The organism is Delftia sp. RIT313, assembly GCF_000632165.1.
GTDB classification, from domain to species: Bacteria; Pseudomonadota; Gammaproteobacteria; order Burkholderiales; family Burkholderiaceae_C; genus Comamonas; species Comamonas acidovorans.
Genome location: NZ_JFYT01000061.1, coordinates 1 through 12,514, shown reverse-complemented (window position 1 = coordinate 12,514; position 12,514 = coordinate 1). Strand labels below are relative to the sequence as shown.

The following is a 12,514-nucleotide window of genomic DNA, read 5'->3' as shown; positions in this document are numbered from 1 at the left end:
TTTCAGTGACCAGCGTGTGCGCTTCGGTCTTGAAATCGCCAACTTTAAAATGCCCCCATGACTCCTCCCTCGGCTTTCCCCCATTCCTTCGACAAACTTGCGCTTTCGCCGGCAACGCTCGCCAATCTTGAGCGGCTTGGCTACCTTGAAATGACGGCGATCCAGCTCGCCAGTCTGCCCCCTGCGCTTGAAGGCAAGGATGTGATCGCTCAGGCGAAGACCGGCAGCGGCAAGACCGCAGCCTTTGCCCTGGCGCTGCTGGCCAAGCTGGATACGCGCAATTTCTCGGTGCAAGGCCTGGTGCTCTGCCCCACCCGCGAGCTGGCCGATCAGGTGACGACCGAGATTCGCCGCCTGGCGCGTGCGGAAGACAACGTCAAGGTGGTGACCCTGTCCGGCGGCGTTCCGCTGCGCGGCCAGAACGCGAGCCTGGAGAACGGCGCGCACGTGATCGTCGGCACGCCCGGCCGTGTGATCGATCACCTGGACCGGGGCAATCTGAACCTTGATTCGCTGAACACCTTGGTGCTCGACGAAGCGGATCGCATGCTCGACATGGGTTTCGTCGATGACATCGCCAAAGTCGCCAAGCAGTGCCCCCCGCAGCGCCAGACCTTGCTGTTCTCCGCCACCTACCCTGAAGGCATCGCCAAGCTGGCCGCGCGATTCATGCGTGACCCGGTCACGGTCAAAGTTGCCGCGCAGCACAGTGGCGAGCAGATCGAGCAGCGCTGGTACGAGGTGGACAAGGAAGAACGCTTGCCTTCGGTGGCTCGCCTGCTGGAGCACTTCCGGCCCGAGAGCACGCTGGCCTTCTGCAATACCAAGGCGCGCTGCCGGGCCCTTGCCGAGCTGCTGCAGGCCCAGGGCTACAGCGCGCTGGAGTTGCACGGCGATCTGGAGCAGCGTGATCGTGACCAGGTGCTGGTGCGCTTCGTGAACGGCAGTTGCTCCGTGCTGGTCGCCACCGATGTGGCGGCTCGCGGGCTGGATGTGACCAATCTGGGCGCCGTCATCAACGTGGACATCACGCCCGACCCTGAAGTGCACGTGCACCGCATCGGCCGCACAGGCCGCGCCGGCCAGAAAGGTTTGGCTCTGAGTCTCGCGACGATGGACGAAATGGGCGCGGTCGGAAACATCGAACAGATGCAGGGCAGCCCCTCCGTCTGGTACCCGCTGGACGAACTGACACCGGCTCCCGGCGGCCGGCTCCTGCCATCCAAGGCCACCATCCACATCAATGCCAGCCGCAAGGACAAGATCCGCCCGGGCGACGTGCTGGGCGCGCTCACCGCAGACCTGGGCTACACCCGCGAACAAGTGGGCAAGATCGACATCAACGAGTTCGCAACCTATGTCGCCGTGGACCGCAAGATTGCGCATGACGTGGTTGCCCGGCTCAATAGCGGGAAGATCAAGGGGCGAACGGTGAAGGCGCGCTTGCTCAAGGATTGAGGGGTTCAGGCGCATCAGTCGGTGTGCGAATGTCTGCACTTGGCTGAACGCGCTTCTGTCCTTCAAGCGGCCCTGCCTAAGCCCCAGGCCCCCTCATGACCTCCCGGGCCTGCACCGCCTCAACAGCCCCCTGCAGCGCCTCCCGCTGTGCAATCAGGAAGCTCAACAACGCTTCAGTCCCGACCGTGGTTTGCACGGCAGAAATCCCGCAGCCCAGGTCCACAAGCAGCGATATCTGCTGCATGCAGTCATGAACCACTTGCAGCTCTTCCTCGGCAATCGGGTAGTACATGCCTGTCCCTTTCAGCGATGAGTCAGCACGGCCTGCTGGTGTCTTGAGACAGGAATGAGAACTGGCGCGCCAGCATGCGCTGTGCGGGGGAGGGTGGTGTCGGTCAATGGCGGCTCCTGTGTATGGATGTTTCGCATGGCTGCATTGAAATGAAGCCATGTCCAGCGCAGCACTGGGAAAACTGAAAGCCGCACACCATCAAGAGGGGGGCGGCTGCTGCGCCTGTGTCCGGGCCGCCAAGCCCGTGTCCGCTGAGGGACGGCGAAATGTTATCGCAAATACGTTGCCTACCCGGCCGGCAGCCCCCCCAATCCCAGCCCGTCCGGCCGATTTTTCGAAGCCGGGGACAATACCGGGTTCGCGGGTTTTTCCGGCTTGACTTGGGTCAAGGTCCGAAACGCCCGCGCAAAGACGCTGCCCAGGTGCTGAGCCGGATGCAGAAAACCCAAGATCGGACGGCAGCAGGACTGCCGAGATGGCGCAGGTGCATGTGATGGAGAGGGATTGGTGGACAAAGGCCTGGTGCGGGGGCAGAGGCCGGCCCGTGAAGCGTGATGCCCGCCTGGTGGCCTGGTTGCTGGCGGTGGTGTTCGTGTCGGTTTCTGCGGCCACGGTCTGGCAATTGGTGGCGGCGCGCCAGCGCACGCTGGCCGAGGTCGATACCAGCAACCGCAACCTGGCCCAGACACTGAACACCTATGCCGAGGGCGTGATCACCCAAAGCTCCATGCTGCTGCTGGGCATTGCCGAGCGGCTGGAGGTGGATGGCACCAGCCCCGTGCTCCTGGAGCGGGTGCTGTATCTGGTCAACCGGCAGGAGCAGCTGCTGAACCAGCTCAACGAGCTGCTGATCGTGGATGCGCAGGGCTATTGGCTGATGTCGTCCAAGGGGGCGTTCCCCGAAGGATCGGAAAGCTCCGGCCGGGACTACTTCACGCACCACCGTGACGACGCATCGTCAGGCATCTACATCGGGCCGCCAATCCGCAGCCGCTCCACGGGCGAATGGGTGATCACCATCAGCCGGCGCTATACGGACGCCGAGGGCCAGTTTGCAGGCGCGGTGGTGGTGGCGCTGGGTGTGGAGAATTTCCTGCGGCTGTTCGGCAAGATCGATATCGGCGAGAAGGGGGCCATTGCGCTGAGCACGCCGGGCGGGCAGTTGCTGGTTCGCCACCCGTTCCGCGAGCAGGACCTGGGGCGGGACTTCTCGCAGTCGCCCAATTTCCTGCGCCACTACGTGGGGGCGATGTCGGGCACGGCGTCGTTCCGCTCGGCCCTGGATGGCACGGAAAGAATCTACGCCTTCCTGCGCAGCGAGCGCTATCCGCTGGTGACCACGGTGGCCCTGGGCCGCGATGAGGCGTTGAGCTCCTGGCGGCGCCAGGCGCTGCTGACGCTGGCTGTGGTGCTTGGGCTGTTTCTGGCGATTGCGTTGATCGGCTGGCGCCTGACGGCCGCGATGCGGCTGCGTTCGCGCGCCGAATGCTCCCTGGTCAGCGCGCGCGAGGAATTGCTGGACGCCAATCGCCGGTTGGAAGTGCTGGCCGCCCAGGATCAGTTGACGGGCCTGGCCAACCGCCGCCGCTTTGACGAGGTGCTGGAGCGCGAGGCCCGTCGCGCTGCGCGCGAGGGCACGCCGCTGTCGCTGCTGCTGATCGACCTGGACTACTTCAAGGGCTACAACGATGCCTACGGCCATGTGGCGGGCGATGCCTGCCTGCAGGCCGTGTGCAGCGCGCTGGCCCAGGCGGTGCAACGGCCCGGCGACATGGCAGCGCGTTATGGCGGGGAAGAGCTGGCCGTGGTGCTGCCCAATACCGACAAGGCCGGCGCGCAGCAGGTGGCCGAGCGGCTGCGCGCGCGCATCGAGGGCCTGGCCCTGGAGCACCGCATCAGCCGCTTTGGCCATGTAACGGCCAGCATTGGCGTGGCAACGACGCAGGGCGATGAGGCTGGCGTCACCCAAGGCGCGACACAAAGCGCGACCCAAGGCGCTACACAAGGCACCACCCAAGGTGCCGCCGTGGCGCTGGTGGAAGCGGCCGACCGTGCGCTGTACCGCGCCAAGGCCGCAGGGCGCAACTGCGTGCAGGGCTGAACGGGGTTGGGTCTGCGCGCGCTCAGTCCATGGGCGAGCGGTGGGCCACCACCTGCTGCTTGAGGTCGCCCAGCGCCTGGTACAGGTCGTTGCGGCTGGCCTGCGGCATGTCGCCGAACATGCCCATGACCCAGGATTCATGCGCCTTGGCCATGCGCGCAAAGGTCTTGCGGCCCAGTGGGGTGAGGTGCAGCACGGAGCTGCGCCGGTCGGACTCCACCTTGGTGCGCACCACCAGGCCCTCTTTCTCCAACTGGTCGGTGATGCCCGTGATGTTGCCGTTGGTCACCATCATGTGGCGCGACAGCTCGCCCATCTTCATGCCCTCGGGCGCGCGCTGCAGCTGGGCCATGAGGTCGAAGCGGGGCAGGGTGGTGTCGAATTCGCTGCGCAGGCGGTTGCGGATCTCGCCTTCGATGAGGTTGCAGCAGGTGAGCATGCGCAGCCACAGGCGCAGCGCATGGTGGTCGTCGGGCGCGGCGCGCGACTCCAGGTCGGGAGCGTGGGTCATGGCTGGTTCTGCGGTGTGGGGGCGCTCAAGCCCATCTGCGCGAGGATGGCGCGCGTCAGCGGGCTGGCCGGGTCGTTCAGGGTGAGCACGATGTCGAAATGGTTGGTGCCGGGCATGGCCACGTACTGGCCTGACGATGGACCGGGGCCACGGCGCTGGTTCCAGGCGGCCAGGTAGTCGTCGCTCTGGCGCTTGAATTCATCGGTCTCGCTCTCGCCGTAGCTGACGATGAGCGGGCAGGCCGCGCCGTGCGGCAGGAGGGCGGGGCTGTTGCGAATGGCGTCCTGCTCGCTCAGGCGCATCCATTCGTTGATGTGGGTGTGCACCAGCGGGCGCAGGTCGAACAGGCCCGACAGCGGTGCGGCGCCGCGCACCACGTCCTCGGGCACGCCGTAGTCCGCATGCCAGCCACCGGCCAGCAGCATGCCCGCCAGGTGGCCGCCGGCGGAGCTGCCGCAGACATGGATGCGGCCCGGGTCGCCGCCGTAGCGGGCGATGTGGGCATGCACCCAGGCCAGGGCGCGGCGTGTCTGGTCCACGATGCGGTCCAGCGTGGCGGCGGGCGCCAGCGAGTAGTTCAGGGCCACCACCACGGCGCCGGCGCGCGTGAAGGTGGGCGCCATGCTGCTGGAGTCGTCCTTGGACAGCAGCCGCCAGTAGCCGCCGTGGATGAAGAAGAGAACAGGGGCGCCTGCCGCCCCGGTTGCTGCCGGGAAAATGTCCAGCAGCTCGTCGGCATGCTCGCCATAGGCCACGTTCAGCGCGCAGGGCAGGCTCTGGCGCGCGGCCCGGCTGTCGTCGGCATAGGCCTTGATGATGGGGGTGATGTCGGGTACCGTCGCGCGGGCGTTGTACTGGACATCGAGTCCGGCGCGGTCGTAGTGACGGTAGAGTGCGGGCATTGGAACGGAGATGGCGCGAAATGGTTTGTATGGCAGGTATTGGTACAAGTCCCAGACTTGTTCTGCAAAATACTTTAAACCTAAACTAAGACCTGCGCCAACCGTTCCCGCCCTTACAGAGTTTCCCGTCCAGCGTGACGGAAGACTGCCTCACCACCGATTGCCATCCGCGCGGCCCGCGCAAGGAGCACAGCAGCATGCGTTTCCTCACCCCCTTCCTGGCCGCAGCGGCCCTGGCCCCTGCCTTTGTTCCCGCGCTCGCGCAGGCGGACACCATCAAGGTCGGTATCGCCAACGATATTTCCGGGCCGTTTGCCGCGCTGGGCGCCGAGGCGCGTGATGGCTTCAACCTCGCCATCAAGCAGCTGGGCAGCAAGCTGGGCGGCCAGCCGGCCGAGTTCCTGCAGACCGACATGGGCGGCAACCCCGACCAGGCGCGCCAGCTGGTCACGCGCTACATACAGCGCGACAAGGTGGATTTCTTCACCGGCCCCATCGGCTCCAACGTGGCCCTGGCCGTGGGCCCGGCGCTGTTCGGCGCCAAGGTGCCCTACCTGTCCAACAACCCCGGCCCCAGCCAGTTCGCGGGCGCGCAGTGCAATGCGTTCTGGTTCGGCACCTCCTACCAGAACGATGCCTTCCACGAGGCAGCCGGCAAGCTGGCCGCCGACCGTGGCTTCAAGAAGATGTTCATCATGGCGCCCGACTATCCGGCGGGCAAGGATGCGCTGGTCGGCTTCAAGCGCGGCTACAAGACCGCGCCCGGCGAGGAGGTCTACACCAAGCTGGGCCAGATCGACTACGCGGCCGAGCTGGCCCAGATCCGCGCGGCCAAGCCTGATGCGGTCTACATCTTCCTGCCGGGCGGCATGGGCATCAACTTCGTCAAGCAGTTCGTGTCCACGGGGCTGTCGCAAAGCGTCAAGCTGATCGGCCCGGGCTTCTCGGCCGACGAGGACGTGATCCAGGCCGTGGGCGAGCCCATGCTGGGCATGGTCAACACCGCGCAGTGGGCGCATGACCTGGACGTGCCGCAGAACAAGGCCTTCGTCGAGGCCTTCCGCAAGGAGTACAAGGGCCGCAACCCCTCGGTCTACGCGGCCCAGGCGTATGACGTGATCATGGCCATGGATGCGGCGGTCAAGCAGGCCGGCGGCAAGGCCTCGGACCGCCAGGCCATTGTCAAGGCGCTGGAGAAGGCCGACTACGCCTCGGTGCGCGGCCCCTTCACGTACGGCAAGAACCACTATCCCATCCAGGCCTATTACCAGCGCGTGATCGAGAAGGACGGCAGCGGCCGCATCACCAACAAGCTGGTGGGCAAGGTGTTCGACAAGTACCAGGACGTCTACGTCAACGACTGCAGGATGTAGGCCCCCTGAGTCGCTTCGCGCCTTCCCCCCAGGGGGACGACACCCTCGCTGCGAGGCGGCTCTTGCTCGGTGTCCCTGGCCTGGGCAGGGGCGGTAGCCGACGCTGCGGGCAATGCCCGGCACCTGGATTTCTCATGATTTGTTGACCGCGCGCGGGCCACTGCGCCTGCGGCAGGGGGCGTGTGGATGACGTGGACGCTGCTCTTGGAGCAATTGCTGAATGGCCTGCAGTTCGGGCTGATGCTGTTTCTGATCGCGGCCGGGCTGACCCTGGTGTTCGGCATCATGGACATCATGAACCTGGCCCATGGCTCGCTGTACATGGCGGGCGCCTATGTGGCGGCCGAGACCATGCAGCGCACGGGCTCGTTCACCGCGGCCGTGCTGGTGGCTGCCGTGGCCACGGGCGTGGCGGGTGTGGTGCTGGAGCTGGTGCTGATACGGCGCCTTGCCATGCGCGACCATCTGGCCCAGGTGCTGGGCAGCTATGCCGTCATCCTCATCGCCAATGACCTGGTCAAGATGGTCTGGGGCCCGGCGCCGGTGATGCTCAACATGCCGGCCGCGCTGTCCGGCCCGGTGCAGTTGCTGCCCGATCTCATGTACCCGGCCTACCGGCTGATGATCATCGTCTTCGGCCTGGCCGCCGCGCTGGGCCTGTACTGGTTCGTGACGCGCACGCGCGCCGGCGTGCTGGTGCGGGCAGGCGCCTCCAACCGCCAGATGGCCACGCTGATGGGCGTGCGCGTGCCGCTGCTGTTCCTGGGCGTGTTCACGCTGGGCGCCATGCTGGCGGCGGTGGCGGGGGCGCTGCTGGGGCCCATCACTTCGGTGCAGGTCGGCATGGGGGAAGAGATCCTCATCCTGGTGCTGGTGTGCATCGTCATCGGCGGCATAGGCTCCATACGCGGCGCCCTGGTTGGCGCCTTGCTGGTGGGCATGGTGGACACGGCCGGGCGGGCCTTTCTGCCCATGCTGCTGCGCCAGGTGTTCTCCCCTGCCGTGGCATCCAGCGTGGGGCCCACGCTGGCGGCGATTTCCATCTATGTGCTGATGGCGGTGGTGCTGGTGTACCGTCCTTCCGGCCTTTTCCCCGCGCGAGGCTGAGCATGGAACACAGCACATTGCAAGGCAGGTTCCAGGCCCGGTTCTTCTGGACCGTGCTCGCGCTGCTGGCGCTGGCGGTGTTCCCGCTGGTGGCTCCGGCGCTGGGGCTGGACTTCTACATCTCCTTCGTGCGCCGGGTGCTGATCTACGCGCTGGCCGCCACCAGCCTGAACCTCATCCTGGGCTATGGCGGCATGGTGGCGCTGGGGCATGCGGCCTTCTTCGGTGCGGGGGCCTATGCGGTGGGCATCCTGGCGATGAACGGCGTGACCTCGGCCCTGGTCGCCTGGCCGGCCGCCGCGCTGCTGGCCGGGCTGCTGGCCGCCGCCACGGGCGCCGTGTCGCTGCGCACGCGCGGCGTGTACTTCATCATGATCACGCTGGCCTTTGCGCAGATGCTGTTCTACATCTTCATCTCCCTGCGCCAGTACGGCGGCGAGGACGGGCTGAACCTGCCCGGCCATTCCGTGCTGCCCGGGCTGGACCTGGGCCACGATGTGTCCTTCTATTACGTGGTGCTGGCGCTGTTCGCGGTGCTGATGGCCGTGTTCGGGCGGCTGGTGGATTCGCGCTTCGGCAAGGCGCTGCAGGGCGTGCGCGAGAACGAGTCGCGCATGGAGTCGCTGGGCTACCCGGTCTACCGCATCAAGCTGGCAGCCTTTGTGCTCAGCGGCGCCGTGGCCGGGCTGGCGGGCGCGCTGCTGGCCAACCACAACCTGTTCATCTCCCCCAGCCTCATGCACTGGACCCAGTCGGCCAACCTGCTGATCATGGTGCTGGTGGGGGGCGTGGGCCTGCGCTGGGGCGGCGTGGCGGGCGCCGTCGTCATGCTGACGCTGGAGGAAGTGCTTCGCATGTGGACCGAGTACTGGCACCTGCCGCTGGGCCTGCTGCTGCTGTGCGTGGTGTTCGGTGCGCCGCGCGGCCTGATGGGCCTGTGGCCCGCACGCGGGAGGCAGGCATGAGCGGCGCAGCCAACCCTACCTCCATTCCCACTCCGGCCCTGGAAGCCAAGGGCCTGGTGCGCCGCTTTGGCGCGCTGCTGGCCACTGACCATGTCTCGCTGTCGCTGGCGCCTGGCGAAATCCATGCGCTGATCGGCCCCAATGGCGCGGGCAAGTCCACGCTCATCCATCTGCTGTCCGGCACGCTGGCGGCCGATGCGGGCACGCTGGTGCTGGCGGGGCGCGATGTGAGCGCGCTCAACGCCCACCAGCGCGTGGCGGCGGGGCTGTCGCGGTCTTTCCAGATCACCAACATCTTCAAGCAGTCCAGCGTGCTGGACAACCTGGTGCTGGCCGTGCAGGCGCATGCGGGCAGCAGCTTCAGCTTCTGGCGCCCGCGCGCGGCCGAGACCGCGCTCTACGAGCAGGCCCGCGAGCTGGCGCGCGAATGCGCCATTGACGCCAGCCTGCTGCAACGCCCCGCAGGCACGCTGCCCCATGGCGAGCAGCGCAAGCTGGAGTTCGCGCTGGCCCTGGCTGCGCGCCCCGGCGTGCTGCTGCTGGACGAGCCCATGGCCGGCATGGGCCCTGATGAAACACTGCGCCTGACCGAGCTGATCGAGTCCCTGCGCGGCCGTGCCGCCATGCTGCTGGTGGAGCACGACATGCAGGCCGTGTTCCGCCTGGCCGACCGCATCTCCGTGCTGGTCTACGGGCGCATCATCGCCACCGGCACGCCCGACGAGATACGTGGCAACGCCGATGTGCGCCAGGCCTACCTGGGCGACGAAGAAGTGAAGGAGGGCGCGTGATGCTCGAAATGCAGGCCGTGCAAAGCGGCTACGGACCCAGCCAGGTGCTGTTCGGCGTGGACCTCCGCATCGAGGCAGGCCAGGTCGTCACCCTGCTGGGCCGCAACGGAATGGGCAAGACCACGCTGCTTCGCACGCTGCTGGGCCAGCTGCCCCTACGCGCCGGCCGCATGGTGTTTGCCGGGCAGGACATCGCCGGCTGGGCCACCGACCGCATCGCCCGCGCCGGCGTGGCCATCGTGCCCGAAGGCCGCCAGTGCTTTCCCAATCTCACGGTGCGCGAGCACCTGACGGCCTTTGTGGCCCATCGCAATTCGGGCAGCCCCGGTGCGGCAGAGCCCTGGACGCCCGAGCGCGTGTTCGCGCTGTTTCCCCGCCTGGGCGAGCGCGCCTCCAACATGGGCAACCAGCTGTCAGGCGGCGAGCAGCAAATGCTGGCCATAGGCCGCGCCCTGGTCACCAACCCGCGCCTGCTTATCCTGGACGAAGCTACCGAGGGCCTGGCCCCCCGCATTCGCGAAGAGATCTGGTCCTGCCTGGCCCAGCTGCGTGCTGCCGGCCAGACCATCCTGGTTATCGACAAATACGTGGAGCGCCTGCTGGGCCTGGCCGACCGCCACCTCATTCTGGAGCGCGGCAAGGTCGTGTGGAGCGGAGACTCGGCCGCGCTGGATGGGGACAGAGCGCTGTGGGAACGGTATTTGGGAGTGTGAGCACGCGCAATGCATTCGCGGTTCAAGGCGAAATTCAAGGCGCGATGGAGGGTTGAATGGCATTGAAGATCAATGGGTGGCATGCCATTCAAATACATGCCTGTATCCAAGATAGGCAATTGCTTACATTTACAGGATGTATCTGGCCCTGCATTTGATTGCCCTATGGCCATCGGCTTGTCTATGATCCCCGCTCACCAAGAGCAGGGAGGCCGCCCCCAGGGCGGTGCGCACTATGACACGCCGAGTCACCATACACACGCCATTGGGCGAGCAGCTGCATTTCCGTGAATTGCGCGGCCAGGAAAACATCAGCCAGCTCTTCAGCCTCGATGTGGAAATGCTCAGCGAAAGCGAAAGCATCGATCCCAAGGCCCTATTGGGCAAAAACGCCACCATAGAAATAGAAACCCAGGGCGGCGGCAGGCGCTTCATCGACGGCATCGTCACCCGCTTCGGCATGCAGGGCCAGGACCACCGCCACTACGCCTACAAGGCCCGCCTGAGCCCCTGGCTGTGGCTGGCCACGCGCAAGAGCGACTTTCGCATCTTCCAGAACCAGACCGTGCCCGACATCATCGAGCAGGTATTGGGCGTCTATGGCCATCCCCTGCAAAAGAAACTCACGCGTGCGTATCGCAGCTGGGACTACTGCGTTCAATACAACGAAAGCGATTGCGACTTTGTCTCGCGATTGATGGAGCACGAAGGCATTTACTACTTCTTCGAGCATGCCTCGGGCCAGCACACCCTGGTGCTGTGCGACGACATCATTGCCTCGCACAGCGTATTGCCCGGGGGCGCCTCCATTCCCTTTTATCCCCCTGAAAAGGCCGCTGCAGGCGATCAGGAAAACATCCACGCCTGGCATCTGGAGCAGGAAATCAAACCGGGCCGCCATTACAGCGACGACTACGACTTCAAGAAACCCCGGGCCGACCTCACCCACCTGCGGCGCGACCCGCCGGGCCACGCCCATGACGGCCACGAAATCTACGAATGGCCGGGTGGCTACACCCAGCTGAGCGACGGCGAGGACTACATCCGCGTGCGCCTGAAGGAAAGCCTCACCGGCCAAAGCCGGGTGCGGGGCCAGTCCTGCCACCGGGCGCTGGCCACGGGCTACACCTTCAGCCTCTACAACTACCCGCGCGGCGACCAGAACCAGCAGTACCTGATCACGGGCCTGAGCTACCACTTGAAGGAGAATCCCCGCGTCAGTGCCGTGGCCCCGGGCGCCAAGGGCAGCGCCGCGGAGGACGGCTCCTTCCAGCGCTACGAGTTGCAGGCCCAGCCCACGAGTCTTGCCTACACGCCCGCGCGCACCACGCCCAAGCCCCGCACCACGGGCCCGCAGACCGCCGTCGTCGTGGGCCCGGCCGGAGAAGAAATCTGGACCGACGAATATGGCCGCATCAAGGTGCAGTTCCACTGGGACCGGCTGGGCGGCATGAACGAAAACTCCAGCTGCTGGATCCGCGTGGCCACGAACTGGGCAGGCCCGGGGTTCGGGGCCATCTCCATTCCGCGCATAGGGCATGAAGTCGTCGTCGACTTCCTCAACGGCGACCCGGACTACCCGCTGGTCACGGGCTGCGTCTACAACGCGGCCAACATGCCGCCCTGGGCGCTGCCGGCCAACGCCACGCAATCGGGCATCAAGACCAGATCCAGCAAGGGCGGTGCCGCAGGCGCGGGCATGAAGAACGGCCCGGGCGACGCCAACGCCATCCGCTTCGAGGACAAGGCCGGGCAAGAACAGCTGTGGCTGCATGCCCAGAAGGACCAGCTCACCGAAGTCGAGAACGATGAGGACAAATGGGTGGGCAACGACCGGCGCAAGACCATCGACCGGGACGAGACCAGCGTCATCCACCGCGACCGCACCGAGACCGTGGACCGCGACGAGACCATCACCGTGCACAACAACCGCACGGAGCGGGTGGACCACAACGAGAAGGTCAGCATCGGCGACAACCGCAATGAAGACGTTGGCATCGACGAGAACATCTCCATCGGCAAGAACCGCAGCAAGACCATCGGCAAGACCGAGACCGACAAGATAGGCCAGAACTGGCACGTCACGGTGGGCCTGCTCAAGACCCAGACCATAGGCATGGCCTACATGCAGAACGTGGGTGTGATGAAGATGATGAACATCGGCGTCAACTACATGGAGAACATCGGTGTGGCCATGCAGACCACGGTCGGCATGAGCCAGAACCTCACCGTGGGGCAGGAGCGCCAGGTCAAGGTCGGCAGCAAGCAAAGCACGGAAGTGGGCTCGCAGTACTCGCTGAC

At 66.0% G+C, this 12,514-nt stretch carries 11 protein-coding genes; 8 read left to right on the top strand and 3 right to left on the bottom strand.

Annotation, left to right across the window (positions count from 1 at the left end; translation table 11 throughout):
• Positions 1–57 precede the first annotated feature (57 nt).
• Positions 58–1,458: an ATP-dependent RNA helicase DbpA gene (gene dbpA / locus BW39_RS18715; protein WP_043823621.1), complete on the top strand. Its 1,401-nt coding sequence runs from the start codon at positions 58–60 to the stop codon at positions 1,456–1,458.
• 76 nt (positions 1,459–1,534) lie between these two features.
• Here the strand turns inward: dbpA and BW39_RS18710 are convergent, their stop codons facing one another.
• Positions 1,535–1,750 (bottom strand): hypothetical protein, encoded by a 216-nt coding sequence (locus tag BW39_RS18710; protein WP_043823620.1) that lies wholly within the window; start codon positions 1,748–1,750, stop codon positions 1,535–1,537.
• A 475-nt stretch (positions 1,751–2,225) separates the two neighbouring features.
• Here BW39_RS18710 and BW39_RS18705 point away from each other — a divergent pair, with 475 nt between their 5' ends.
• Positions 2,226–3,851: a sensor domain-containing diguanylate cyclase gene (locus BW39_RS18705; protein ID WP_043823619.1), complete on the top strand. Its 1,626-nt coding sequence runs from the start codon at positions 2,226–2,228 to the stop codon at positions 3,849–3,851.
• A gap of 22 nt (positions 3,852–3,873) precedes the next feature.
• Here BW39_RS18705 and BW39_RS18700 read toward each other — a convergent pair whose 3' ends face one another.
• Both BW39_RS18700 and BW39_RS18695 read right to left on the bottom strand, forming a co-directional pair.
• Entirely contained in the window at positions 3,874–4,362 is a 489-nt protein-coding gene (locus BW39_RS18700) for a MarR family winged helix-turn-helix transcriptional regulator (RefSeq protein ID WP_034395585.1), read from the bottom strand.
• A complete protein-coding gene (locus BW39_RS18695; RefSeq protein WP_043823618.1) occupies positions 4,359–5,264 on the bottom strand; it encodes an alpha/beta hydrolase in 906 nt (301 codons plus the stop codon). Before BW39_RS18695 ends, BW39_RS18700 begins: the two co-directional genes overlap by 4 nt.
• A gap of 197 nt (positions 5,265–5,461) precedes the next feature.
• Between BW39_RS18695 and BW39_RS18690 the strand changes: the two genes are divergently transcribed.
• From BW39_RS18690 to BW39_RS18665, 6 genes are all read left to right on the top strand, one after another.
• Entirely contained in the window at positions 5,462–6,637 is a 1,176-nt protein-coding gene (locus BW39_RS18690; protein ID WP_043823646.1) for an ABC transporter substrate-binding protein, read from the top strand.
• 186 nt (positions 6,638–6,823) lie between these two features.
• Positions 6,824–7,744, top strand: coding sequence for a branched-chain amino acid ABC transporter permease (locus BW39_RS18685; protein WP_043823616.1), 921 nt, complete (start codon positions 6,824–6,826; stop codon positions 7,742–7,744).
• 2 nt (positions 7,745–7,746) lie between these two features.
• Positions 7,747–8,709, top strand: a complete 963-nt coding sequence (locus tag BW39_RS18680) for a branched-chain amino acid ABC transporter permease (protein ID WP_012206285.1) — start codon at positions 7,747–7,749, stop codon at positions 8,707–8,709.
• Positions 8,706–9,500 (top strand): ABC transporter ATP-binding protein, encoded by a 795-nt coding sequence (locus BW39_RS18675; RefSeq protein ID WP_043823614.1) that lies wholly within the window; start codon positions 8,706–8,708, stop codon positions 9,498–9,500. The genes BW39_RS18680 and BW39_RS18675 overlap by 4 nt, the downstream gene beginning before the upstream one ends.
• Positions 9,500–10,213: an ABC transporter ATP-binding protein gene (locus BW39_RS18670; RefSeq protein WP_013801790.1), complete on the top strand. Its 714-nt coding sequence runs from the start codon at positions 9,500–9,502 to the stop codon at positions 10,211–10,213. Before BW39_RS18675 ends, BW39_RS18670 begins: the two co-directional genes overlap by 1 nt.
• Before the next feature lie 235 nt (positions 10,214–10,448).
• A partial coding sequence (locus BW39_RS18665) for a type VI secretion system Vgr family protein (RefSeq protein WP_043823645.1) occupies positions 10,449–12,514 on the top strand: 2,066 nt, incomplete at its 3' end.

What these genes read in the sequence shown, in the direction of transcription:
- dbpA (WP_043823621.1), top strand. Translation starts at nt 58, where the DNA reads ATGACTCCTCCCTCGGCTTTCCCCCATTCCTTCGACAAACTTGCGCTT.
- BW39_RS18710 (WP_043823620.1), bottom strand. Translation starts at nt 1,750, where the DNA reads ATGTACTACCCGATTGCCGAGGAAGAGCTGCAAGTGGTTCATGACTGC.
- BW39_RS18705 (WP_043823619.1), top strand. Translation starts at nt 2,226, where the DNA reads ATGGCGCAGGTGCATGTGATGGAGAGGGATTGGTGGACAAAGGCCTGG.
- BW39_RS18700 (WP_034395585.1), bottom strand. Translation starts at nt 4,362, where the DNA reads ATGACCCACGCTCCCGACCTGGAGTCGCGCGCCGCGCCCGACGACCAC.
- BW39_RS18695 (WP_043823618.1), bottom strand. Translation starts at nt 5,264, where the DNA reads ATGCCCGCACTCTACCGTCACTACGACCGCGCCGGACTCGATGTCCAG.
- BW39_RS18690 (WP_043823646.1), top strand. Translation starts at nt 5,462, where the DNA reads ATGCGTTTCCTCACCCCCTTCCTGGCCGCAGCGGCCCTGGCCCCTGCC.
- BW39_RS18685 (WP_043823616.1), top strand. Translation starts at nt 6,824, where the DNA reads ATGACGTGGACGCTGCTCTTGGAGCAATTGCTGAATGGCCTGCAGTTC.
- BW39_RS18680 (WP_012206285.1), top strand. Translation starts at nt 7,747, where the DNA reads ATGGAACACAGCACATTGCAAGGCAGGTTCCAGGCCCGGTTCTTCTGG.
- BW39_RS18675 (WP_043823614.1), top strand. Translation starts at nt 8,706, where the DNA reads ATGAGCGGCGCAGCCAACCCTACCTCCATTCCCACTCCGGCCCTGGAA.
- BW39_RS18670 (WP_013801790.1), top strand. Translation starts at nt 9,500, where the DNA reads ATGCTCGAAATGCAGGCCGTGCAAAGCGGCTACGGACCCAGCCAGGTG.